This window comes from Thiohalobacter sp. IOR34 (genome assembly GCF_030406045.1).
GTDB lineage: Bacteria > Pseudomonadota > Gammaproteobacteria > Thiohalobacterales > Thiohalobacteraceae.
The window spans coordinates 1621146-1646228 of the sequence record NZ_CP128988.1; the positions used below are offsets into that span (position 1 = coordinate 1621146).

The 25083-nt window shown below is 66.2% G+C and carries 20 protein-coding genes; 7 read left to right on the forward strand and 13 right to left on the reverse strand.

Annotated features, from left to right (window positions below):
* The first annotated feature begins 77 nt into the window (after positions 1-77).
* Together QVG61_RS07520 and QVG61_RS07525 are read left to right on the forward strand one after the other, a co-directional pair.
* Positions 78-1244: an IS4 family transposase gene (locus tag QVG61_RS07520; protein WP_289930013.1), complete on the forward strand. Its 1167-nt coding sequence runs from the start codon at positions 78-80 to the stop codon at positions 1242-1244.
* 293 nt (positions 1245-1537) lie between these two features.
* Entirely contained in the window at positions 1538-1855 is a 318-nt protein-coding gene (locus QVG61_RS07525; RefSeq protein WP_289930014.1) for a phage integrase N-terminal SAM-like domain-containing protein, read from the forward strand.
* 162 nt (positions 1856-2017) lie between these two features.
* Here QVG61_RS07525 and QVG61_RS07530 read toward each other — a convergent pair whose 3' ends face one another.
* The 5 genes from QVG61_RS07530 to pepN all read right to left on the reverse strand — a co-directional run bounded on the left by QVG61_RS07530 (position 2018) and on the right by pepN (position 8190).
* Positions 2018-2476, reverse strand: a complete 459-nt coding sequence (locus tag QVG61_RS07530) for an RT0821/Lpp0805 family surface protein (RefSeq protein WP_289930015.1) — start codon at positions 2474-2476, stop codon at positions 2018-2020.
* 120 nt (positions 2477-2596) lie between these two features.
* Positions 2597-2953, reverse strand: coding sequence for a S24 family peptidase (locus tag QVG61_RS07535; RefSeq protein ID WP_289930016.1), 357 nt, complete (start codon positions 2951-2953; stop codon positions 2597-2599).
* A gap of 6 nt (positions 2954-2959) precedes the next feature.
* Complete coding sequence (gene cysG / locus QVG61_RS07540) at positions 2960-4393, reverse strand: siroheme synthase CysG (protein ID WP_289930018.1); 1434 nt, start codon at positions 4391-4393, stop codon at positions 2960-2962.
* Between the two features lie 416 nt (positions 4394-4809).
* Positions 4810-5454: a hypothetical protein gene (locus QVG61_RS07545; RefSeq protein WP_289930019.1), complete on the reverse strand. Its 645-nt coding sequence runs from the start codon at positions 5452-5454 to the stop codon at positions 4810-4812.
* Between the two features lie 93 nt (positions 5455-5547).
* Positions 5548-8190, reverse strand: a complete 2643-nt coding sequence (gene pepN, locus QVG61_RS07550; protein ID WP_289930020.1) for an aminopeptidase N — start codon at positions 8188-8190, stop codon at positions 5548-5550.
* Between the two features lie 170 nt (positions 8191-8360).
* On the opposite strand from pepN, the gene QVG61_RS07555 reads away from it, so the two are divergent.
* Positions 8361-10091: an acetolactate synthase large subunit gene (locus QVG61_RS07555; protein ID WP_354671152.1), complete on the forward strand. Its 1731-nt coding sequence runs from the start codon at positions 8361-8363 to the stop codon at positions 10089-10091.
* Positions 10092-11287: 1196 nt separating this feature from the next.
* Here the strand turns inward: QVG61_RS07555 and QVG61_RS07560 are convergent.
* Positions 11288-12058 carry a TusE/DsrC/DsvC family sulfur relay protein gene (locus QVG61_RS07560; RefSeq protein ID WP_289930021.1) on the reverse strand — a complete coding sequence of 257 codons (771 nt, stop codon included), beginning with the start codon at positions 12056-12058 and terminating at the stop codon, positions 11288-11290.
* Between the two features lie 230 nt (positions 12059-12288).
* Between QVG61_RS07560 and QVG61_RS07565 the strand changes: the two genes are divergently transcribed.
* On the forward strand, positions 12289-12975 hold the full coding sequence (locus QVG61_RS07565; protein WP_289930022.1) for a hypothetical protein: 687 nt from the start codon (positions 12289-12291) through the stop codon (positions 12973-12975).
* Between the two features lie 87 nt (positions 12976-13062).
* The gene (locus tag QVG61_RS07570) at positions 13063-14181 is read left to right on the forward strand and encodes a GGDEF domain-containing protein (RefSeq protein ID WP_289930024.1); all 1119 of its coding nucleotides are present in this window, start codon (positions 13063-13065) and stop codon (positions 14179-14181) included.
* Between the two features lie 923 nt (positions 14182-15104).
* Here the strand turns inward: QVG61_RS07570 and serS are convergent.
* From serS to ald, 7 genes are all read right to left on the reverse strand, one after another.
* Entirely contained in the window at positions 15105-16382 is a 1278-nt protein-coding gene (gene serS, locus QVG61_RS07575) for a serine--tRNA ligase (RefSeq protein WP_289930025.1), read from the reverse strand.
* 52 nt (positions 16383-16434) lie between these two features.
* Entirely contained in the window at positions 16435-16740 is a 306-nt protein-coding gene (locus QVG61_RS07580) for a DUF190 domain-containing protein (RefSeq protein ID WP_289930026.1), read from the reverse strand.
* Entirely contained in the window at positions 16737-17108 is a 372-nt protein-coding gene (gene crcB / locus QVG61_RS07585) for a fluoride efflux transporter CrcB (protein WP_289930027.1), read from the reverse strand. Before crcB ends, QVG61_RS07580 begins: the two co-directional genes overlap by 4 nt.
* 353 nt (positions 17109-17461) lie before the next feature.
* Complete coding sequence (locus tag QVG61_RS07590) at positions 17462-18790, reverse strand: replication-associated recombination protein A (RefSeq protein ID WP_289930028.1); 1329 nt, start codon at positions 18788-18790, stop codon at positions 17462-17464.
* A gap of 14 nt (positions 18791-18804) precedes the next feature.
* Positions 18805-19425: an outer membrane lipoprotein chaperone LolA gene (gene lolA / locus QVG61_RS07595; RefSeq protein WP_289930029.1), complete on the reverse strand. Its 621-nt coding sequence runs from the start codon at positions 19423-19425 to the stop codon at positions 18805-18807.
* Positions 19425-21737, reverse strand: a complete 2313-nt coding sequence (locus tag QVG61_RS07600) for a DNA translocase FtsK (RefSeq protein WP_289930030.1) — start codon at positions 21735-21737, stop codon at positions 19425-19427. The genes lolA and QVG61_RS07600 overlap by 1 nt, the downstream gene beginning before the upstream one ends.
* Before the next feature lie 321 nt (positions 21738-22058).
* Positions 22059-23129 carry an alanine dehydrogenase gene (gene ald / locus QVG61_RS07605; RefSeq protein ID WP_289930031.1) on the reverse strand — a complete coding sequence of 357 codons (1071 nt, stop codon included), beginning with the start codon at positions 23127-23129 and terminating at the stop codon, positions 22059-22061.
* 90 nt (positions 23130-23219) lie between these two features.
* Between ald and trxB the strand changes: the two genes are divergently transcribed.
* A complete protein-coding gene (gene trxB / locus QVG61_RS07610; protein WP_289930032.1) occupies positions 23220-24185 on the forward strand; it encodes a thioredoxin-disulfide reductase in 966 nt (321 codons plus the stop codon).
* Positions 24186-24347: 162 nt separating this feature from the next.
* A complete protein-coding gene (aat, locus tag QVG61_RS07615) occupies positions 24348-25082 on the forward strand; it encodes a leucyl/phenylalanyl-tRNA--protein transferase (RefSeq protein ID WP_289930033.1) in 735 nt (244 codons plus the stop codon).
* Position 25083: the final 1 nt, after the last annotated feature.

The window sequence follows — 25083 nt, forward strand, 5'->3', positions numbered from 1 at the left end:
GCCTGTCACCGACTTGAACTGGCCATTGGGCCAAGGGCACGCTTTAGCCCGGTATCCCGGGTCGGAGCGGTCAAGTCATGTACACCGGCAAACTCGTGTTCGCACAGGCGATGGATCATCTGCCTTTGCACACCCTTCGGCGCTGCATCCAGCGCTACAACGGCAACCGCCACGTAAAACGCTTCAGCTGCCAGGATCAGTACCGGTGCATGGCCTTCGCACAACTCACCTACCGGGAGAGCCTGCGCGATATAGAGGCCTGCCTCAATGCCCAAAGCAACAAGCTCTACCACATGGGTATTCGCTCTCGCGTAGCCCGCAGTACCCTGGCCGAGGCCAACGAAAAACGCGACTGGCGGATCTACGCAGACTTTGCCCAGTCGCTGATCCAAATCGCACGACGGCTTTATGCCGACGAGGAACTCGGGCTCGAACTCGACAACACGGTCTACGCGCTCGACGCCACCACCATCGACCTTTGCCTGTCGGTCTTTCCCTGGGCTCGCTTCCGGCGAACCAGGGCGGCTGTCAAGCTGCATACCCTGCTCGATCTACGAGGCAATATCCCCTCGTTTATCCATATCTCCGATGGAAAACTCCACGATGTCAACGTGTTCGACCTGCTATTGCCAGAGCCCGGAGCCTTCTACGTCATGGACCGCGGCTATACAGACTTCGAGCGTCTCCATCAGCTCCACCATGCGTCGGCTTTTTTCGTCATTCGCGCCAAGTCCAACCTGAAATTCCGTCGGATCTACTCTCATCCCGTGGACAAGAACTCCGGCCTGCGTTGCGACCAAACCGTAGCGCTGACCGGGTTCTATACCGCCCAGTACTATCCCGACCGACTACGCCGGATCAAATATTACGATGCCGAGACCGACAAGCGGTTGGTCTTTCTGACCAACAACTTCAGCATTCCGGCGATCACCATCACCGAGCTTTATCGCTATCGCTGGCAGGTGGAGCTGTTCTTCAAATGGATCAAACAGCACCTGCGAATCAAGTCGTTTTTCGGTACCTCGGAGAATGCCGTCAAGACTCAGGTCTGGATCGCCGTCTCCGTCTATGTGCTGGTCGCCATCATCAAGAAGCGTCTCAATATCCAGGCCAGCCTCTACTCGATACTACAGATTCTGAGTGTGACCGCTTTCGAAACAACATCAATAGATCAACTACTTACAAGATGCGACCAAGCAATAAGCGATGCAAATTTCAGTAACCAGTTGAATCTATTTGACTAATATTCCGGACACTAGTGGCTTTTATATAAAAACCACCGATCTTGCAAGCCTCCGGGTTGAGCGGCGCATGCGGTGATATCCGCTTTTCCGGAAATAATGCGGCTGGCGCCGTATATCCATCTGCTTCGCCCTGTTTTATGCGGCGCACTAACTCGGTGAAAAATATGGATATATATGCTTGTGCCGTGCTATCTGGACAGATATCACGGCGTATTCTGTGAAATGCCTCTGTTGATATCTACCATATACTGTATAAAATAACAGTGTTTGTTGTTTCAGGGAGGAAACAGCCGATGACGGGGGTTCGCCTTCTCGATCAGGTGCGGAATACCATCCGCGCGCTTCATTACAGCCGCAAGACGGAACAGGCGTATTGTTATTGGATACGCCACTACATCCGTTTTCATCACTACCGGCATCCGATCTCGATGTGCAATAGGGATGTCGCCCGCTTTCTTTCCCACCTTGCACTTGAACGGCGGCTTTCGGTGACGAGTCAGCATCAGGCCTTCAATGCCCTGGTCTTTCTCTATGCCGAGGTGTTGGGGAAGCCTTTGGGGAAGGGTGATGGGTGGGTCAGGGAAAGGTGCAGCGTGTTGGGGCACGGGTAATCGCGGCCTGGTGGCCGCTCCTACGGGTGCGCTGTCTCTGCGGCGTGGAAGGCGACGGGGTGCGGGATCGAAGTGACCGGCGGGCCTTGGTCGTCGCGGTTTTTTATCGCGGTGTGGCCGCCGCTCCTGCGGGGGTGCAGAAGCGGCGGGGACCCGGGTGGATCAGTTCTGAATCTTCCAGCTACCGTCCGGCTGGCGGCAGGCGGTGCCGTAGGCGGTTTCCTTGCGGCCACCGATCACGGCGTCGATGGTGTATTCGCGGCAGGGCCCCTCGGCCGTTTCATAGGTCCGGGTCGGCACCACGGTGTACTGGTTGCCGGTATCCGGGTTCCGCCAGCTTGATGGCACGCCGGTGCGCACATTTTCCAGCGTCTGGGCGGTCTTCAGCCGGTCGGTCTCATCCATGGAACGGCCAATGGAACCACCGATGGCGGCCCCGGCCAGGGTGCCGGCAATGATGGCCACGGTACGGCCGTGACCCTTGCCCACCTGGGAACCCAGCACACCACCGAGCACACCGCCGATGATCATGCCGGCCTGTTCGTTACTGCCCTGGTAGCCGGCGCAGCCGCTCACGGCCACGCTGGCGGCCAGTACTGCACTTGTCATCAGTCTCTTCATGTCCTTGCCCTCGCTGTGCTGAACATGGGGTTCCATGTAACGGCAAGGCTAGGCAATCCGCGGGCGCCCTGCAACGACCGACATCAAGGAATGGCGCAATAACCGCGCGACGGTGCGGTATCAGACGTAGTGCTTGTGGTAGCTGCGGCGGGTGCCGGCGCGCTGCACGATGACACCGACGATGACCTCCAGCCCCGGGATCTCGATGGTCTCGTAGCTGCTGCGCATCGGCTTGAGGTAGTAGCGGTCTTCCTGGATCAGCAACTGGCGGAAGATGAAGTTGTCTTCCTCGTGCCGCGCCAGCACGAAACAGCCGTTCTGGATGATCCCGCCCGGGTCGATGATGATGATGCAGCCCTTGGCAAACTCCGGTTCCATGCTGTCGTCCAGCACCTGCAGGGCAAACAGTTCCTCCTCGGCGCAGGCGCCGCCGCCCTCGATCTTGGGGATCTCGAACTCGGGGTTGTCTTCGCTCATATGTTCCTACTCTCCTGCAGGACTGTTGCTTCGGAACACGGTGCCCGGCACGTGTTCCTGCGGATGATACCAGTCCAGCTTGTCGTGCAGCTGCACCACTTCGCCGACGATGGTCAGTGTCGGGGCGCGGACTCCGGCCTCCTCGACCAGTCGCGGCAGACTGCCGACGGTGCCGACCAGTACCCGCTGGTTGGGGGTGGTGCCCTGCTCGACCAGCGCCGCCGGCATGTCCGGTGACACTCCGTGGCGGATCAGCTGCTCGCTGATCACACTGATGCCGGTCAGTCCCATATAGAACACCACGGTCTGCCGCGGCTGGGCCAGCGCCGGCCAGTTCAGGTCCAGGCTACCGTCCTTGAGATGGCCGGTGACGAAGGTGCAGGACTGGGCATAATCACGGTGGGTCAACGGGATACCGGAATAGCTGGCGCAACCGGCCGCGGCGGTGATCCCCGGCACCACCTGGAAAGGGATGCCCTCCTGAGCCAGGGTCTCGATCTCCTCACCGCCGCGGCCGAAGATGAAGGGGTCGCCGCCCTTGAGGCGCAGCACCCGCTTGCCCTGTTTGGCGAAGTCGACCAGCAGCTGGTTGATGCCCTCTTGGGGCACGGCGTGGTTGTCCTTCTCCTTGCCGACGTAGTAACGCTCGGCGTCGCGCCGGGTCATGTCGAGGATCGGCTGCGACACCAGCCGGTCGTAAACCACCACGTCGGCCTGCTGCATCAGGCGCACGGCGCGAAAGGTCAGCAGGTCGGGGTCGCCGGGTCCGGCACCGACCAGATAGACCTCGCCGGTCTCGCTCGCGCCGTGGCCCGCCGCCAGCGCCGCCTCCAGCGCCTCGCGGGCCTCGGCGTCGCGGCCGGCGAAGACCATCTCGCTCACCGGACCCTGCAGCAGGTCCTCCCAGAAGCGGCGCCGCTGTGCCTCGTCCGGCAGCCGCTCCTTGGCCGCCTCGCGGTAATCCTCGGCCAACTGGGCAAGGCGCCCGTAGGCCGAGGGGATCAGACTCTCCAGCCGGCTGCGCAGCTGCCGAGCCAGCACCGGCGACGTGCCGCCGCTGGAAACGGCGATCATCACTGGCGACCGGTCGAGAATGGAGGGCATGATGAAGCTGCACAGCGCCGGATCGTCGACCACGTTGACCGGGATACCGCGTGCCTGGGCCAGCCGCGACACCTCGGCATTGATGTCCCGGTCGTCGGTGGCGGCGATCACCAGGCGCATGCCGTCGAGATCTCCTGCCTCGAAGGTCCGCGCCCGGTGCTCGATCTCGCCGCGCGCCGCACGCTCGGCCAGGGTGGCACCGAGCTCGGGGGCCACCACCCGCACCCGGCCACCGGCGCGGCTCAGCAGGCCGGCCTTGCGGGCGGCCACGGCACCGCCACCGACCACCAGGCAGGGTTGATCCTTGAGGGTGAAGAATACGGGCAGGAAATCCATGCAATCGACTTCGTGTTGCTTGCGGGTAGCGGGTCAGTGGACCACAGCCGGCCGGAGAGGGAAATACCCTTTACGTGATAGCCGGGTGACAGCTAGCCCGGATATTGCACCAAGGATTCGATTCTCAGGGCGGAGCTGGCAAAGCAGGTTGGTCGATCACCCGCAGAAGCATAGCCGTAGCTAGGGTTCAAGGGCGATCGGCCAGGATGCGCAGCCAGATGCGTCCTGAGATCGAATAGGCACAAAGTGTACCCCGCCACGAGGGCCTATTTGCGAGCCTCCTGGCCTCGTATACCAGCCTGCACTCCGATCATGCGGGCCGCCTTGGTGCAATATCCGGGCTAGAGAACAGCGCGCAACTATAGATGGCTAGACCTTGTTTTTCAATATATTTTCCGCGGACCCGCGGGGGGATTTCAGGGGAAGGAACGGCTCAGGCTGCCCATCAGGCGCAGGTCCGAGTTCTCGCTGGTGCCGGGCAGACCGCGTTCCACCAGGCGCAGGTCGAGGCCGAATCCGCGCACCCGGGTGCGGGCGCCGATGCTGAAATCCGGCAGCAGCTCGCCAACCTGCCCCGGCTGATGGCGCTGTCCCATGCGCAGCGACAGCGACAAGCGGTCGGTGACGGCGCCCTCCCAGCCGGCCTCATAGTACAGCGACCGGCCGGCCAGGTTCTCGGCATCGTCCAGGTACCAGAGCCGGCCGCTCAGGGAACCGTAGTTCACGGCCAGGAAATAGTCGTGGTAATTCACCGGCCTGACCTGGCTGACGCGGGACACGGCAACCCCGGCGTCCAGCGACCAGCGCGCGTCGAGGCGGCGGCTGAGGCCGGCGGCAAAGTTCGACTCACGCGGCTGGATGGCAAAGAGATCCAGTGCCGCACCACGGCGCGTATCGCCGGGACCCAGGCGGAAAGCCGGTTGGGCGATGGCCGGGGCCGCCCAGAGGGCCGTCGTCGCCCCACCCTCCCCGGCCTGGACCGAGGCGCAGGCCAGACAGAGCACGGCGACGGCGAGCGACCGGTGCAGGCAATCTGTGCGACGGCGGATGGTCTGGATCACGGGCCTCACTCGGATGAAAGAGGGGTCAGGGACGTTTATTCACATCCTAGTCCTCCGGCCAGCCGGCTGGCAAGCAGGACATGCCCACCGCCCTCATGACTCCAGGCTTTTTGATGCAATTTCATAGACATCAGTCGATATTGAAGATTCTGCAAGAATCTTTTCCAGCTCCGCCCGCATGCCCTTTGCCCGCCCGGCGTCGTAGCGCCGCCATTGGGTAAAGGCCGTGACCAGCCGCGCGGCCACCTGGGGATTGATGGCATCCAGGCGCCGCACCTGCTCGCCAATGAAGGCGTAGCCGGCGCCGTCCGCGCGATGGAAATGGACCGGGTTGGCCGCGGCAAAGCTGCGCAGCAGGGCATAGACCTTGTTCGGGTTGGTCAGGCTGAAGGCCGGGTGGCGGCTCAGCGCCTGCACCCGCTCCAGGGTGTCCGCCCGGCGCGAGGTGGCCTGCAGGCTGAACCACTTGTCGACCACCAGCGCCTCGTCCCGCCACTTCTCGTAGAAGGCCGCCAGCGCCGGCTCCGCGGCCGGGCTGTCGCTGTCGACCAGCGCCGTCAGGGCCGCGAGCACGTCGGTCATGTTGCCGGCCTGGTGGAACTGGCGCTCGGCCAGTGCATACACCACCGGCGTCTCCAGCTCCAGCAGATACCCCAGACAGAGGTTGCGCAGGCTGCGTCGTCCCACCGACTGTGGATCGATGCGGTAGGGGGCATCGTCGGTGTGCGCCCGGTAGTACGTCAGCAGCTTGTCCTGCAGCGCCTTGGCGATCTGTCGCCGCAGCTCGCGGCGCGCCCGGTGCAGGGCATCCGGATCGATGACCGTCATGAATTCGGACAGGTAGGTCTCGGACGGCAGGTTCAGCGCCAGGGCGCGGAAGGCAGGATCGGCCCGGGCATCGTCCAGCAGGCGCGCGAAAGCCTCGATCAGCAGATCCGGCTCCGCCTCCTCACCGCCCGCCGCGGCCAGCAGCAGCCGGCGGGCGAGGATCTGCCCCGCCTCCCAGCGGGCGAAGTCGTCGCTGTCGTGAGCCAGCAGAAAGGCCAGTTCCTCGTCGCTGTAGTCGATGTGCAGACGCACCGGCGCCGAGAAGCCGCGTAGCAGGGAGGGCACCGGCTCCGCGTCGATGTCCTCGAACACGAACGACTGCTCTGCCTCGCGTAGCTCCAGCACCCGCGAGTCGCCGACCGCTGCGCCCTCCCCTGCCAGGCGCAGCGGCAGCGCGCGCCCCCCGTCGTCCAGCAGCGCCATGGCCAGGGGGATGTGGAAGGGCTGCTTGGCCGGCTGCCCCGGGGTCGGCGGGCAGCTCTGCCGGATGTGCAGCCTGTAGCGGCGGGCGACGGGGTCGAAGTGGCGCTCGACCTGCAGCTCCGGCGTGCCGGCCTGGCTGTACCAGCGCCGGAACTGGGTGAAGTCGACACCGTTGGCGTCCTCCAGGGCGCGCACGAAGTCGTCGGTGGTCACCGCCTGGCCATCGTGGCGCTCGAAGTACAGGTCGCAGCCGCGGCGAAAGCCCTCGGCACCGAGCAGGGTGTGCAGCATGCGTACCACCTCCGCGCCCTTGTTGTAGACGGTGGTGGTGTAGAAGTTGTTGATCTCGACATAGGACTCGGGGCGCACCGGATGGGCCATGGGCCCGGCATCCTCGCGGAACTGGTGATTGCGCAGCAGGTTGACGTCCTCGATGCGCTGCACGCCGGGCGAATAGCTGTCGGCGCTGAACGACTGATCGCGGAACACCGTGAAGCCTTCCTTGAGACTGAGCTGGAACCAGTCGCGGCAGGTCACCCGGTTGCCGGACCAGTTGTGGAAGTACTCGTGGCCGATCACGCCCTCGATCTGCTGGTAATCACGGTCGGTGGCGGTGTCCGGCCGGGCCAGCACGTAGCGGGAGTTGAAGATGTTCAGCCCCTTGTTCTCCATCGCCCCCATGTTGAAGTCGTCGACGGCGACGATCATGTAGCGGTCCAGGTCGTACTCGCGGCCGTAGTTCAACTCGTCCCAGCGCATGGCCTTCTTCAGCGAGGCCATGGCATGGCCGCACTGGTCGATATTGTGCGCCTGCACGTAGAGATAGAGCGCCACCTCGCGGCCGGAGGCGGTGACGAAGCTGTCCTCGATACAGGCCAGATCGCCGGCCACCAGGGCAAACAGGTAGCTGGGCTTGGGGAAGGGGTCCTCCCAGCGCACCCAGTGGCGGCCGTCCTCGGTCTCGCCCTCGGCGACCAGATTGCCGTTGGAGAGCAGCACCGGATAGCGTTCGGCGTCGGCCACCAGGGTGGTGCTGTAGCGGGCCAGTACGTCCGGCCGATCCGGAAAATAGGTGATGCGGCGAAAGCCCTCGGCCTCGCATTGGGTGCAGAAGTTGCCGCTGGAGCGGTACAGGCCGGACAGCTCGGTGTTGTCCTGAGGGCGCAGCGCGGTTTCGATGCACAGCTCGAACCGCGCCGGCACGGCATCGATCTCCAGCCGGTCGTCGAACAGCCGGTAGCCGTCCGCCGCCAGCGGCACACCGTCCAGCGCCAGCCCGCGCAGCTCCAGGGCCTCGCCGTCCAGCAGCAGGGTGTCCGTCCGTTCCGCATCGGGATTGCGCCGCATCGACAACAGTGCCCGAACCCGGGTCTCGGCCTCGTCCAGCTCGAAGCGCAGGTCGATGGCATCGACCAGAAAGGCCGGAGGCCGGTAATCGCGCAGGTGAATGGTCTTGGGCCGCTGCTCGGCCTTGTTCCGTGTCATAGGCAGTCCCGGGGGGAAAAGGGTGTCTCCAGCGATCTGAGAAGTATATCTCAATGCATGCGGGTCAAGTGCAGTGCCGGAATGTCGATAAGCATTATATAGCCGACCCGTGCCTTGCGGCTAAGCGTAGAGGCCGGCAGACGTGGACAGCAGACAGCGGACACAGAACCATGCCACAGCAGACAGGACAGACCATGATGGGTGAACTGCAAGCCAGCGCCGACCAGGTGCGCCCCACCGAGCAGAAGGCCTCGGATCTCTTCGTGCGCTGCCTGGAAGCCGAGGGTGTGACCCACATCTTCGGTGTGCCCGGTGAGGAAAACGCCGACCTGATGATGTCGCTGATGGACAGCACCATCGAATTCGTGCTCTGCCGCCACGAACAGGCGGCGGCCTTCATCGCTGACGTCTACGGGCGGATCACCGGCAAGGCCGGGGTCTGCCTCGCCACCCTGGGGCCTGGTGCCACCAACCTGGTCACCGGGCTGGCCGACGCCAACATGGACCGGGCGCCCATCGTCGCCATTGTCGGCCAGGGCTCGACCCGCCGCCTGCACAAGGAAAGCCACCAGAACATGGACAGCATCGGCATGATGAAACCGATCACCAAATGGGCGCAGTCGGTGGTCGACGAATCCACCATCCCCGAGGTGGTGCGCAAGGCGTTCAAGATCGCCGAGGCGGAGAAGCCCGGTGTTGCCGTCATCGAGCTGCCGGAGGACGTCGCCAAGCAGACCGTTACCGGCCGGCCGATGCACGTCTACAAGACACGCCGCCCCGGTGCCGACTACAAGGCCATCGCCCAGGCGGTGGACATCATTACCCGCGCCCGGCGGCCGCTGATCCTCGCCGGCAACGGCGCGGTGCGCAAGCGCGCCGCCAAGCAACTGCGCCGGCTGGCGCAGAAGACCGGCATCCCGGTGGTCAACACCTTCATGGGCAAGGGCTCGATGCCCATGGACGACAAGCATTCGCTGTTCACCATGGGCCTGCAGGGCAAGGACCACATCAACCATGCGCTGGACGACGTGGACGTGGTGATCACCGTCGGCTACGACCTGGTGGAATACAGCCCCAGCTTCTGGAATGCGAACCTGGACAAGGCCATCGTGCACATCGATTTCCTGCCGGCCGAGGTGGACATGCACTACACAGTGGCCGTGGACGTGGTCGGCGACATCGCCGACGCGCTGTGGCAGATCAACATGGAACTGGAACGCAACCACGCCGGCGACCTGCCGCTGCAGGACATCGACCGCTGGCTCAAGCTGCGCCAGACCATCCTCGACGACTTCGCCATGGACAAGGACGACGGCTCGTTCCCCATGAAGCCGCAGAAGATCCTCTGGGACGTGCGCGAGTTCCTCGGTCCCGAGGACTACCTGCTGTCCGACGTCGGTGCCCACAAGATGTGGATCTCCCGCTACTACCAGTGCCAGACACCCAACACCTGCCTGATCTCCAACGGCTTCTGCTCGATGGGCTTTGCCCTGCCGGGCGCGATCGGCGCCAAGATGGCCAGCCCGGAACGGCGGGTGCTCGCCATCTGCGGCGATGGCGGCTTCCTGATGAACGTGCAGGACCTCGAGACCGCGGTGCGCCTCGGCCTGAATGTGGTCTACATGGTCTGGGAAGACGGGGAATACGGCCTGATCAAGTGGAAGCAGCAGAACCAGTTCAACGGCCGCCATTGCCGGCTCGATTTCGGCAACCCCGACTGGGGGAAACTGGCCGAGGCCTTCGGCATGTGGGGCCGCCGGCTGAACGCCGCCGAGGAACTGCTGCCGACCCTGGAAGAGGCCTTCCGCCAGCCCGGTCCGGCGCTGATCGCCGTGCCGGTCGATTACGCGGAGAACATGAAGCTCACCGAGCGGCTGGGCAAGATCGAGTGCGCCCTATAGAAACTGTCGCCAGGGGCAGCGCGGCCTGGCAAAACGGCCAACAGGAGCAATCACCAGATCGCGATGGCCGCTAGCCCGGGTATTGCACCAAGGCGGACGATATGAATGGGGTTCGATCTGTAATCCAAGGATGCCATGGCCATCAAAGGCCCTCCGGGCGGGTTACGTTTGCGTCTCGATCGCGGCCTGGAGGGACCGCTCCTACGGCAACACATTGTGCCGCCATGCCCCGTAGGAGCGGCCTCCAGGCCGCGATTGGGGGATCCACGGCGGGCAATGCCCGGAGTCGACCGAACAGGCTCAAAGCCGGGTTCCGAGTTCCCGACCCATTTGCCAGCCTGCACGCCGATCATGCGGACCGGCTTGAATGAGGTTCGAGCTGTAATCCAAGGATGCCATGGCCATCAAAGGCCCTCCGGGCGGGTTACGTTTGCGCCTCGATCGCGGCCTGGAGACCGCTCCTACGGCAACACATCGTGCCGCCATGCCCCGTAGGAGCGGCCTCCAGGCCGCGATTGGGGGGGATCCACGGCGGGCAATGCCCGGAGTCGACCGAACAGGCACAAAGCCGGGTTACGAGTTCCCGACCCATTTGCCAGCCTGCACGCCGATCATGCGGACCGGCTTGGTGCAACAGCTAGCCCGGATATTGCACCAAGGCGGCCGGCATGAATGGGGTTCGAGCTGTAATCCAAGGACGCCAATGGCCATCAAAGGCTCTTACAGTTTGCGCCTCGATCGCGGCCTGGAGACCGCCCCTACGGCAACACATCGTGCCGCCATGCCCCGTAGGGGCGGCCTCCAGGCCGCGATTGGGGGGGTCCACGGCGGGCAATGCCCGGAGTCGACCGAACAGGCACAAAGCCGGGTTACGAGTTCCCGACTCATTTGCCAGCCTGCACGCCGATCAAGCGGACCGGCTTGGTGCAATATCCGGGCTAGCAGCCTGTCGGACTTAGGCGATCGTAGCGAGCAGGGTGGGAGAACGAGAACGAATCTTCATGATTTCGAGGCGCATAGTGGGCACTACGCAACGAGAAATCAGGGAGATTCGGGCCGCTCTCCCACCCGCGCAGTAGATCAGTCCTGAGTCCGACAGGCTGCTAGGCTGCACCGGTCCCCTGATCATCGACTCTCAAAAACAAAAGGCCCTCCCGTAACGGGAGGGCCTTCTGCGATTCCAGGCTGATGCGTGATCAGCCGTCGATGCAGCCCTGCGGCTCCGGCAGGCCGGCGATGCGCGAACCCTGGCGCGACGGCCCCTTCGGGAACAAACCGTAGAGGAAATCGCGGCTGGCGTATTCTTCCCCCACCTCCTCGGCCATATGCTTCATGAGGATCTTGACCATCGGGGTGATGCCGTACTCGAAGTAGAAATCACGCAGGAAGTTGATCACCGTCCAGTGTGCCTCGGTCAGCTCGATGCCCTCGCGCTGGGCCAGGAACCCGGCCAGGCGCTCGTTCCAGCCGGCCTGGCGCACCAGATTGCCGGTGGGGGTCAGCTCGAAGCGCCGCCCCTCGAACTCGATGGCCTCGGGCTGGCCGGCCGAGAAACTGCTCTGGGGACGCCTGGTGGCATAGGTCTCCCGTTCCAGCTCCGCATCCAGGTGCGATTCAGGAATCCCGGCGATCCGCGTGCCCTGCACCAGGACATTGTTCGGGAAGAGCGCATCCAGCCGCGCATCGTTGGCCAGCGATTCATGGCCGGCGGCGCGCAGCGCCCGCTTGAGCAGCTTGCGCGGTGGAGCGATGTTGTACTCGGCGTAATACTCACGCATCTGGTTGATGACCACCCAGTGATCCTCACCCAGGGTGATGCCCGTTCGCCCGGCCAGGGCCTCGGCCACCGCCGGACTCCAGTCAGCCAGATTCGCCAGCCGCCCGCCCGGCAGCAATTCGATGGTCTTCCCCCCTACATCAAGCGCTTCATCGGTCGCCAACGCTACTACATTGCTTGCTTGTGACATTTGTTCTCACTCCAGAAAAGCAGTCGTCAATAGCCCGGTTTCACCCGTCCTCCGGCACCGTTCCACGGCTGGGCGCGCAACAGGCCGGTCTGTTGATAGATAGCGGACTGCGCGACGACAACTTAAGCCCTGTCCGCAGTAATGGATTTACCTCCGCCGCAGACGCCGGGGACAGCCCGCCCGCGGCATGCTAGGATGCGCGCCAGAGACGGCAGGAGACAGCCAAGACGATGAAATTCAATGACAAACCAGGCGCACATGAACGCCATCTGCGACGCCGCATGGGCAACCCCCTGTTCCCCGAATCCCGCCGCGAGATCACCGAGGCGGAGTGGACCACCGCGGTACGCCGCGACCGCCAGGAACAGGCGGCCTTCATGGAAAGCTTCCGCGACATCGTGCAGCGCGCCATCGACCTCGATGCCCAGGCCGAAAGCGAGCAGATCCTCGCCCTCAAGGAGGACCTCGACCGCTGCTACGAGGAATGCGCCGGCCTCGGCGGCGACCAGGGCAAGGTCAAGGAAGGGATCCGCACCCTGATCGGCACCATCATGCGCGCCGTGCGCGTGGGAGCGGAGAACGATCCCCTGGCGCGACAGAAGCTGGACGAGGAGGACATGGCCCGCGAGCTGCATTTCCGGCTGCTGGAACAGCCGCTGGTCGCCGATCTGCTGCGCCCGGAACCGGTCATCGAGGAGAACGAGCTGGTGGCCAGCCTGCTCTCCGCTGGCAGCGAGGAGCTGGGCGCCGTGCTCGAGCTGTTCTCGCCGGAGCAGCTGGCGGTGATCCACCAGGAGGCCCGGCAGCTGATCACCACCCTCCCCGCGGCGCATCCGCTCACCGCCCAGGCCCGGGAGAACCTGTCCAGCCTGGAGACACGCAGCATGCAGCAAGCCGGGGCGGGCACCGTCAACTGAGCCCGGCTTGCGGGCCCGGAGGCTTTTCGCTAGGGTGCATCGGCTAGGGAGGCCCGGAGTGGCCCAAGGTTTCAGGGGTGCAGTTCAATGGGGGATCAGACACGGCGCAGGAGCGACCGGCGCCGGCACAGGGACCGGCGCGCACCGGGCGATCGCCGCGCCGCCTGGGACGAAGCCACCCACATGCGCTACCCCGGCTGGCAGGAGCAGGTGGTCCAGTTCCTCACCCGTTACCTGTTCGTCACCCTCGGCGTGCTCTATTTCAACTTCACCAGCGGCATCCAGCCCGCCTGGCTGACCCCGGCCCAGCTCAATCTGGCCTACGCCCTCTACTTCCTGATCAACACCGCCAATTTCATCCATGCCAGCGGCAAGCACATCTGCCCCACCCGCTTCCGCTTCGCCATGTGGGTCGACATCGCCATCACCGGCATCTCGGTGCTGAATGACCCCTATGACATACCGCCCTCGCTGCTGGTGTTCATCATGGTGGTGCTCGGCAACGGCATGCGCTATGGCCTGCGGCTGTTCGGCGAGGCGCTGGTCGGCAGCTTTGCCGCGGTGATGCTGGTCTTCACCCTGCGCTACCTGAACGCCGACAACCCGATCACCCCGGGCATGCTCTTCCTCAACCTGTTCGGCGGCATCATCCTGGTCTATGCCTACATCCTCATGGGACGTATCGAGGAATCCCACCGCCAGCTCGAACACAAGAGCAAGATCGACACCCTCACCGGCCTGACCAACCGGCGCGGCCTGCTGGAGATCACCAGCCAGCTGTTCGAACGCCTGCAGCGGGACAACATGAAGTTCGTGGTCATGTTCGCCGACCTGGACAAGTTCAAGGCCATCAACGACACCTACGGGCACGCAGTGGGGGACGAGGTGCTGAAGGCCTTCGCCGGCATCCTCCAGGGCACGGTGCGCGACAGCGACATCGCGGCCCGCATCGGCGGCGACGAGTTCGTGCTCATCCTCCACGACACCAGCCTGGACGAAGCGGAAAATGCGGCACGGCGCATCCAGCAGCAGGTCGCGGCGGACACCCGCCAGGGCGGACTGAACTACAGCGTCACCATCGGCCTGGGCGAGGCACCGACCCACGGCAGCGACTTCGATGCCCTGCTGCACCATGTCGACAAGGCCATGTACCGTTCCAAGAGCGCGCTGCGTGGCGGCGAGCCGATGGAAAGCGAAAGCGGCTGAGGCGGAGCGGGCATGGACTGCGAACTCGGCATCCTGCGCCATGCCAAATCCGACTGGAGCCAGGCGCTGGCCGACCGGGAGCGCCCGCTCAATGACCGCGGCCGGCACGGCGCACGGCGCGTCGGGCGCTGGCAGGCAGACAACCCCGATCGCGGCCTGGAGGCCGCTCCTACAACAGATCGGTCGCCATCCCATCGCGTAGGAGCGGCGTCCACGCCGCGATTGCCTCGTGACGGCCGCCGCATCCGCGCAGCTACGCATCACGCACCATCGCCAGATCGGTCGCCATGCCCATCGCGTAGGAGCGGCGTCCACGCCGCGATTGCCCCGTGGCGGCCACCGGATCCGCGCAGGTGCGCATCACGCACCATCGCCAGATCGGTCGCCATCCCATCGCGTAGGAGCGGCGTCCACGCCGCGATTGCCTCGTGACGGCCGCCGCATCCGCGCAGCTACGCATCACGCACCATCGCCAGATCGGTCGCCATGCCCATCGCGTAGGAGCGGCGTCCACGCCGCGATTGCCCCGTGGCGGCCACCGGATCCGCGCAGGTGCGCATCACGCACCATCGCCAGATCGGTCGCCATCCCATCGCGTAGGAGCGGCGTCCACGCCGCGATTGCCCCCTGGCGGCCACCGGATCCGCGCAGCTACGCATCACGCACCATCGCCAGATCGGTCGCCATACCCATCGCGTAGGAGCGGCGTCCACGCCGCGATTGCCCCGTGGCGGCCACCGCATCCGCGCAGCTACGCATCCGCGCGCCATCGCCAGATCGCGCCGCCATGCCCATCGCGTAGGAGCGGCGTCCACGCCGCGATTGCCTCGTGACGGCCACCGCATCCGCGCAGGTGCGCATTCACGCACCATCGCCAGATCGCGCCGCCATACCCCATCGTAGGAGCGGCGTCCACGCCGCGATCAGCCGGCGAGGCGTTCAATCCCACCCAGGTAGGGTCGGAGCACTTCCGGAACCGTAACGCTGCCGTCGGCCTGCTGGTAGTTCTCGAGGATGGCGACCAGGGTACGGCCGGCGGCCAGCCCGGAGCCGTTCAGGGTGTGCACCAGCTCCGGCTTGCCGGTTTCCGGGTTGCGCCAGCGGGCCTGCATGCGTCGCGCCTGGAAATCGCCGAAGCTGCTGCAGGAGGAGATCTCCCGGTACTTGCCCTGCCCCGGCAGCCAGACCTCCAGGTCGTAGGTGCGGGTGGCAGAGAAACCGATGTCGCCAGCGCACAGCTCCATCACCCGGTAGGGCAGCTCCAGTTGCTGGAGGATGGCCTCGGCATGGCCGGTCAGCATCTCCAGGGCCTGGGCCGAGTCCTCCGGCCGCACCACCTGCACCAGCTCCACCTTCTCGAACTGGTGCTGGCGGATCATGCCCCGGGTGTCCTTGCCGTGCGAGCCGGCCTCGGAACGGAAACAGGGCGTGTGGCAAACGAGGCGCAGCGGCAGGTCCGCCGCCTCCAGGATCTCGCCACGCACCAGGTTGGTCACCGGCACTTCGGCGGTGGGGATCAGGTAATAGCGCGGTTCACTGGCGGTGGCGAACAGGTCCTCCTCGAACTTGGGCAACTGGCCGGTGCCGCGCAGGCTGTCGGCGTTGACCAGATAGGGGACATACACCTCCTGGTAGCCGTGCACCCGGCCATGGGTGTCGAGCATGAACTGGATCAGGGCCCGGTGCAGACGGGCGATGCCGCCGCGCATCACGGCGAAGCGTGCTCCGGAGATCTTCGCCGCGGCCTCGAAGTCCAGGCCACCCAGGGCCTGGCCGACATCGACGTGATCCTTCGGCTCGAAGTCGAACTCGCGCGGCGTGCCCCAGCGGCGCAGCTCGCGGTTGTCCTCCTCACTGTCGCCGTCCGGGATCTCGGGATGCGGCAGGTTGGGAATGGCCAGCAGGATCTCGTTCAGCTCCGCCTGGAGACTGTCCAGCTCGCTCTTGACCCCCTCAAGCTGCTCGCCGAGGCCGGCCACCTCGTCGAGCAGCGGCTGGATGTCCTCGCCGGCGGCCTTGGCCTTGCCGATCGCCTTGGAGCGACGGTTGCGCTCTGCCTGGAGTTCCTCGGTACGCACCTGCAGCCGCTTGCGCGCCTCCTCCAGCTCGCGCAGCCGCTCGGTGTCGAGACGAAAGCCGCGACGGGCCAGCTGGCGTGCCACATTGTCCAGGTCGGTTCTGAGCAGTTTGGGGTCGAGCATCGATGGGATTCCGTTGTAAGTCTGGATTGAGGGATTCTGGGAAACAGGCGGATCAGTCGTGGACCTCGGCCGGCCAGCTGACCATGTGCCCCGGCGGCACCAGCTCCGAGAGGTGTTCGAGGATGGCCGCCACCTTGGCCGGCTCGTCGAAGAACTCGATGACGATCGGCAGGTCCAGCGACATGTCGATCAGGTCCGAGGAATGCATGTGGCCCGACTGGCCGAAGCCGCTGATGCCACGGAACACGGTCACGCCGCGCACCTTCTCCTCGTCGTGCAGCCGCGCCAGCAGCTTCTTCTTCAGACCGCTCTCCTCGCTGAGGTAGATGCGCACGAAGGTAATGTCGATGGTGCTCATAGCTGCCTCCCGGCCAGTACCCCCAGTGCCGCCGCGCCGACGCAGAGCAGCACGCTGAGCAGCACGTTGCCCAGCGCCTTCAACGTCTCACCGGACTCCACCAGGTTGAGGGTCTCGATGGAAAAGGTGGAAAAGGTGGTGAAGGCGCCGAGCAGGCCGATCAGCCAGAAGGCACGCAGCGCCGGCCCCGTGTCGAGCCGCTCGATCAGCAGTACGAAGAGGATACCCATCAGCAGACTGCCGAGCACGTTCACCGCCAGGGTGCCATAGGGAAAGCCGCGTCCCGCCAGGGCATAGACGCCATTGGACATGCCGTAGCGCAGCAGCGCACCGATCGCACCGCCGGCAGCGATGGCCAGCCATTGCATCAGCGCCGCACCTCGCGCCCGGTCTCTCCCCTGCCCCCTTTCATCATGGGCGCCAATGGTACAACAGCGGCCGTCCTGGTGGGAGCGCAGCGGATCGCCGCCGGGAGACCGCTGCTAGTCCCCATCGGCCGCCATGCCACGTAGGGGCGACGTCCACGCCGCGATTGCCCTCAGCGGCCGGGATTCACCCATGGGCTGCGCATCACGCACCATGATCCGCTGTCGCGGCACGATGGCAGGTTGCTGCCTGCCCCCGATCGCGGCCGGGAGGCCGCTCCTACGCTGGAGCACGCAGCGCGCCCCATGGCCTGGCGGACGGCGATCGGACCGCGATCTTCACCCCGGTCCGCGACTCACTGCTTCTTCGCCGCCTGGCGCGCCGCGCGGTCCAGGGCACGCAGGTGGTCCAGCTTCTCGGCGATCTTCTTCTCCAGGCCGCGCGGCACCGGCTGGTAGTAGCGGGTCCCGGCCATCTCCTCGGGAAAATAGTTCTCGCCGGCGGCATAGCCCTCGGGTTCGTCATGGGCATAGCGGTAGCGTTTGCCGTAGCCCAGTTCCTTCATCAGCCGGGTCGGGGCATTGCGCAGGTGCAGGGGCACCTCCAGCGATCCCTGCGCCCGGGCATCCTTCATCGCCGCCTTGAAGGCCATGTAGACGGCATTGCTCTTGGCGGCGCAGGCCAGATAGACCACGGCCTGGGCCAGGGCCAGCTCGCCCTCGGGACTGCCCAGGCGTTCCTGCACATCCCAGGCCTGCATGCACAGGGTAAGGGCCCGTGGATCGGCCAGACCGATGTCCTCGGAGGCCATGCGCACGATGCGCCTCGCCAGGTACAGCGGATCGCAGCCGCCATCGAGCATGCGCGCCAGCCAGTACAGGGCGGCATCGGGCGCCGAGCCGCGCACCGCCTTGTGCAGCGCCGAGATCTGGTCGTAGAAGGCCTCGCCGCCCTTGTCGAAACGCCGCAGGCCACCAGCCAGCACCTCGTTGAGCACCGCTTCCTGGATCTGCAGCCGACCGTCCACCTCCTCGGCGAGATCGGCGGCGATCTCCAGCAGGTTGAGGGCGCGGCGGGCATCGCCGTCGGCGGCCTCGGCCAGCCGGTCGCGCAGCGCCGTCTCCATGCAGATGTCCCGCGCCCCGAGACCACGTTCCGCATCGGCCAGTGCCTGATCGACGATGGTCCGCAGCGCGGCCTTGTCGAGGCGTTTCAGCACATAGGTGCGGGCCCGCGACAGCAGGGCGTTGTTCAGCTCGAAGGACGGGTTCTCGGTGGTGGCGCCGACGAAGATCAGGGTGCCGTCCTCGACGTGCGGCAGGAAGGCGTCCTGCTGGGCCTTGTTGAAGCGGTGCACCTCGTCGACGAAGAGGATGGTCAGCCGGCCACGTGCCTCGCGCAGCAGACGCGCCTGCTCCACCGCCTGGCGGATGTCCTTGACCCCGGCCAGCACCGCCGACAGGGTGATGAATTCCGCCCCTGCGGTCCTGGCCAGCAGCCGCGCCAGGGTGGTCTTGCCGGTGCCCGGCGGCCCCCAGAACAGCATGGAGTGCAGACGACCGCTCTCGATGGCCAGGCGCAGCGGCTTGCCGGGGCCGAGCAGGTGCTGCTGACCGGTGAACTCCTCCAGGCTGCGCGGCCGCATGCGGTCGGCCAGGGGGCGGTAGGCTTCGCTCTGCGACATGACGGATGGGCGTGTCATTCGCCGATGACGTCGACACCGGGCGGTGGCTGGAAGCGGAACAGGGCGTCGTCCAGCGGAGGGTTGCGCTCGGGGTCGAGGAAACGGATCTCCGTCACCTGGCCGAAGCCGTCGACCAGCGTCATGCCGCTCAGCATGTCGCCCTCGAAGTCGAGGCGGATGCGTTCGAACTGCCGCTCCTCGCTGCGCGGCCGCAGCTCATAGCGGGTCTGCTTCCCCGCCACGGCCAGCCGCCGCACCTCGAACAACCGGCGCGGATTGCGGCCGTCGCTGAGCAGCACCGCCGGGGTGCCGTCCAGGGCCTCGCGCTGTGGCCGCACCGTGACCTGTTCCAGGTCGGCGTCATAGCTCCAGAGGCGTTCGCCGTCACCGAGGATCAACTGCTGGTAGGGCTGCTCGTAGTCCCAGCGGAAACGGCCCGGGCGCTTGATCGCAACCCGTCCCGCAGCCTGCTGCAGGATCTCGCCATAGGCGTCGCGCTGGGTCTGTTCGAAGCCCGCCCGGTAGGCCTGCAGGCCATCGAAGAAACGGTCGAAAGGCCCGTTCTCCGTCGCGGCAAGCGGCTGCGCCAGACCAGCCAGCAGCGCGAACAGCAGGATGAATGTCCGTGTCGGCATCAGGCCTCCGGCGGCGGCGGCGCGGTCACCTCGCGGCTGCCGTTGGGTTGCAGGGGACCGACGATACCCGCGGCCTCCATGGCCTCGATCATCCGCGCCGCCCGGTTGTAGCCGATCTTCAGCCGCCGCTGCACCCCGGAGATGGAGGCGCGGCGGCTCTCGGTGACGATGCGCACCGCCTGGTCGTAGAGCGGATCGGCCTCCATGTCCTCGCCGCCCAGCGGCGCCTCGCCCGGCAGCTCGCTGCCGGATACCCCGCCCTGGGTGATCTCCTCCAGGTAGTCCGGCTCGCCGCTGCCCTTGAGGTGGTTGACCACCTTGTGCACCTCGCTGTCCGAGACGTAGGCGCCGTGGACGCGCATCGGCAGGCCGGTGCCCGGTGGCAGATAGAGCATGTCGCCGTGGCCGAGCAGCTGCTCCGCACCGCCCTGGTCGAGGATGGTCCGCGAGTCGACCTTGCTCGACACCTGGAAGGCGATGCGGGTCGGGATGTTGGCCTTGATCAGGCCGGTGATGACATCCACCGACGGCCGCTGGGTGGCGAGGATCAGGTGCACACCGGCGGCGCGTGCCTTCTGCGCCAGACGGGCGATCAGCTCCTCGACCTTCTTGCCGACCACCATCATCAGGTCGGCCAGCTCGTCGATGATGACCACGATGAAGGGCAACGGCTCCAGGGTCGGCGCCGGCGCCTCCGGATCGAGCTGCTCCTCCGGCTTGTACAGCGGGTCGGGGATGGGCTCGCCGGCGTCGATCGCCTCCTGCACCTTGCGGTTGTAGCCGCCGATGTTGCGCACCCCCAGCGCCGCCATCAACTGGTAGCGGCGCTCCATCTCCGCCACGCACCAGCGCAGGGCATTGGCCGCCTCCTTCATGTCGGTGACCACCGGGGTGAGCAGATGGGGGATGCCCTCGTAGATCGACAGCTCCAGCATCTTGGGGTCGATCATGATCAGCCGCACGTCCCTGGGCAGGGTCTTGTAGAGCAGGCTGAGGATCATGGCGTTGATGGCCACCGACTTGCCGGAACCGGTGGTGCCGGCCACCAGCAGGTGCGGCATGCGCGCCAGGTCGGCGCACACCGGCAGGCCGCTGATGTCCTTGCCCAGCGCCAGGGTCAAGGGCGATGCGCTCTTCTCGTAGTCCTTGGAGCGGATGATCTCTGACAGGGCGACGATCTCTCGATGCTCGTTGGGGATCTCCAGACCGACCACCGACTTGCCGGGGATGATCTCCACCACCCGCACGCTGATCGCCGACAGGGCGCGCGCCAGGTCCTTGGCCAGGTTGCTGATCTGGCTGACCTTGACGCCGGTGCCCGGCTGCAGCTCGAAGCGGGTGATCACCGGCCCCGGCAACACGGCCACCACCTCCACCTCGATACCGAAGTCGGCCAGCTTCATCTCCACCAGCCGGGACATGGCCTGCAGGGCCTCCTCCGAGTAGCCGCCCTCCGCCTGACGCGGCGGGTCGAGCAGCATCAGCGGCGGCAGCTCGGTATCCGGCGGCGGGTCGAACAGCGGCACCTGGCGCTCCTTGGCTTCACGCTCGCCCGGCTCGACCGCCTTGATCACCGGCTCGATCCTCGGCGGCTTGCGCTTCTCGGCCTTCTTCTTCTCGACCTTCACCGTCGCCTCCCGCTCGCGGCGCAGGCGGCGGCTGGCCAGCTCGTCGCGCAAGCGGTCGAGGCGGTCGCCCAGCCAGTCGACGAGTTCCAGGGTCAGACGCCCGGTATGGTCCATCAGCGCCAGCCAGGAGAGGCCGGTGAACAGGGTCACGCCGGCCAGGAACAGGGCGAGCAGGAACAGGGTGGCGCCGACGAAGCTGAAGGCCGAGACCAGTCCCTCTCCAATCAGGTCACCGAGGATGCCGCCGGGAGACAAGGGCAGACTGCCGGGCGCCATGCCGAAGTGCAGGCTGGCCAGGCCGCAGCCGGCGCCGACGGTGAGCAGGAAACCGAACCAGCGCAGCCCCAGGGTGCGGTAATCGATGTCCCCGGCCTCGGTACGGCCGCGGAACACCAGCCAGCCGCTGTAGCCGACCATCACCGGAAACAGGTAGGCCAGGTAGCCGATGAGGTAGAGGGAGACGTCGGCGAACCAGGCGCCGACCCGGCCGCCGACATTGCCGATGCGCTCCACCGGACCGCTCTGCGACCAGCCGGGATCGGCCGCATCGTAGCTGGCCAGTGAGACCAGCAGGTAGGCGGCCACCGCCAGCAGCACGATCAGTGCGCCCTCGCGTACCCCGCGGCCGACATGATGGGTCAGGGGCGACGCCTTGCGGTTCTTGCGTTTCTTTGCCTGGGCCAATGTTGAGATTCTTTGCCAAGTATTGGTGGTAACCAAATAAATGAACAGGATAAATTCATCCATCACGGAACGCAATTCCATATAGCCACGGAACACACGGAAGGCGCGGTCAATCAGGTTCGATCGCCGTCGCACTTCATCGCGGCCTGGTGGCTGATCCTGCCCTGGATGGCAGCGCCCGGCAGGCGCGATCACCAGATCGCGAAGCGTTCACAGAAGCCACCTCTGCACCAGGCAAGACCTTTCAAGCCCTCCGTGTTTTCCGTGTTTTCCGTGTTTTCCGTGGCCATGGCTCTTTTTCACGAGCCTGGCGAGCCCCCCTCATTCCAGCGCCGCGCGCACCGCCAGGTGGACGATCTCGCCATCGCGGACGTTGATGCCGGCGGCCAGCGCGGGATCGGCCGACCAGCCCGGATCCCCGGCCAGCCGCCGCACCCAGGGAATTAGCGCCGCCGACAGGGCCTGCGAGGCGCTGCGCGGCACCGCCCCCGGCATGTTGGTGACGCCGAAATGGACGACGCCCTCGGTGACGAAGGTCGGCGCCTCCCAGGTAGTGGGACGGGTGGTCTCGATGCAGCCACCCTGGTCGACCGAGATGTCGATCACCACGCTGCCAGCCCCCATGGCCGCCACCTGCTCGCGGCTGACCAGATGCGGCGCCCGCGCGCCCGGGATCAGCACGGCGCCGATGAGGATGTCACTGCGCGCCACCTCCCGGGCGATCTCGTCCGGGTAGGGATAGAGGGCAGTGACGTTCGGGCCCAGGGCGCGCATCGCGGCGAGCCTGTCCCGCTTGCGGTCGAACACCGTCACCTCGGCACCCATCGCCGCCACCATGGCCGCGGCATTGCCGCCGGCGGTACCGGCGCCAAGCACCGTCACCCGCCCGCGTTCCGCCGCCGGCAGGCCACCGAGCAGCACCCCCTTGCCGCCCTGCGGCTGGTGCAGCAGGGTGGCACCGATCTGCGCCGCCAGACGCCCGGCGATGTCGCTCATCGGCGCCAGCAACGGCAGACCGCCCTCCGGCAGCTGCAGGGTCTCGAAGGCCACCGCGGTCAGGCCGATGCGCTGCAGGGCACGCGCCAGTTCGGGATTGGCGGCCAGGTGCAGGTAACAGAACAGCAGATGACCTTGGCGCAGGTGCTCGAGATCCCCCGCCACCGGCTCCTTGACCTTGACGATCAGTTCGGCGCTCTCGTAGAGCGCCGCCGCGTCCGGCAGGATCCTTGCCCCCGCGGCCTCGTAGGCGTCATCCGGATAGCCGGACTTCTCCCCCGCCCCGCGCTGCACGAACAGCGCATGGCCGGCCTTCACCAGGTCGCTGCAGGCCGCCGGCACCAGACCGACACGGCCCTCCAGCGGCTTGATCTCCTTGGGTATCCCGATGCGCATCCCCTCTCCTTTACCCTGCCCCGCAAAGCCCGTACCATAGCGGCGCATCGCGCCGCGCAACGTCCCGCCAACACCTCGGAGTCATTATACATGAGCGATTCCAAGCACTGCCGTCTGCTGATTCTCGGTTCCGGCCCGGCCGGCTACACGGCCGCCATCTACGCCGCCCGTGCCAACCTGCAACCGGTGCTGGTCACCGGCCTGGAGCAGGGCGGCCAGCTAATGACCACCACCGAGATCGAGAACTGGCCCGGCGGCGCCGCCGACCTGCAGGGGCCGCAGCTGATGGAACAGATGCGCGAACACGTGCAGCGGCTCGACACCGAGATCGTCTTCGACCACATCCATACCACCGACCTCGGGCAGCGCCCCTTCCGCCTGGAGGGCGATGCCGGCAGCTACACCTGCGATGCGCTGATCATCTGCACCGGGGCTTCGGCCCAGTACCTCGGCCTGCCCTCGGAGGAGGCCTTCAAGGGCCGCGGCGTGTCGGCCTGCGCCACCTGCGACGGCTTCTTCTACCGCGGCAAGCGGGTGGCGGTGATCGGCGGCGGCAACACCGCCGTGGAGGAGGCCCTGTACCTGGCCAACATCGCCTCCCACGTCACCCTGGTGCACCGCCGCGACAAGCTGCGCGCCGAAAAGATCCTCCAGGACCGGCTATTCAAGAAAGCCGAGGAGGGGGTGGTCAGCATCGAGTGGGACCATGTGCTGGATGAGGTGCTGGGCGACGACTCCGGCGTCACCGGGATGCGCATCCGCAACGTCAAGGACGACAGCACCAAGGAGATCGATGTCCACGGCATCTTCATCGCCATCGGCCACAAGCCGAACACCGCCATCTTCGAGGGCCAGCTGGAGATGGAACAGGGCTATATCAAGGTGAAGAGCGGCACCGAGGGCGACGCCACCGCCACCAGCGTGCCCGGTGTCTTCGCTGCCGGCGACGTCATGGACCACGTCTATCGCCAGGCCATCACCTCCGCCGGTAGCGGCTGCATGGCGGCGCTGGACGCCGAACGCTACCTGGATGCCCTGGCCGAACAGGGCAGCTAGCCCGCCGGGGATCGCGGCCTGGAGGCCGCTCCTACCAGGGTGCCGCCATGCCCCGTAGGAGCGGCCTCCAGGCCGCGATTGGCGGCCCTCTTTCCCCAGCTTTGCAGCCCGCCGCCCGCTGACCGACAATAGGGGTTTCGGATCCCTGTCGACCGACGCGCCATGCACCCGAACCGCACCGCACCCTACTGGATCGACCCCGCCGCCCCCGGGACAGGCTTCCCCCCCGTAGAGGCGGCCCTGCGCGAGCCGGACGGCCTGCTGGCCCTGGGCGGCGACCTGTCGCCGTCGCGCCTGCTCGACGCCTACCGGCGCGGCATCTTCCCCTGGTACGAGGCCGACCAGCCGATCCTCTGGTGGAGCCCGGACCCGCGCATGGTGCTGTTCCCGGAACGGCTGCGGGTTTCACGCAGCCTGCGCAAGTCGCTGCGCAACAAGGGCTTCGAGGTGACCCTGGACCGGGACTTCGCCGCGGTGATCCACGCCTGCGCCGAACCCCGGGCCTATGAACGAGGCACCTGGCTCAGCCCGGCGATGCGCCACGCCTATCTGCAGCTGTTCCGCCTGGGTCATGCCCACAGCGCCGAGGCCTGGCTCGACGGCGAGCTGGTCGGCGGTCTCTACGGCGTAGCCATCGGCCGGGTATTCTACGGCGAGTCGATGTTCAGCCGGGTCCGGGATGCCTCCAAGGTGGCCTTCGTCCGGCTGGTCCGGCAACTGCAGGCCTGGGGCTTCGGCCTGATCGACTGCCAGGTGCATACCGACCATCTCGCCAGCCTGGGTGCGGCCCCCATCCCGCGGGCCGAGTTCATCCACCTGCTGCAACAGCTCTGTCCGGCCCCTGCCCCCGCCGCCAGCCCCTGGCGCCTGGAACTGCCGGGCAGCGACGTCGCCTGAC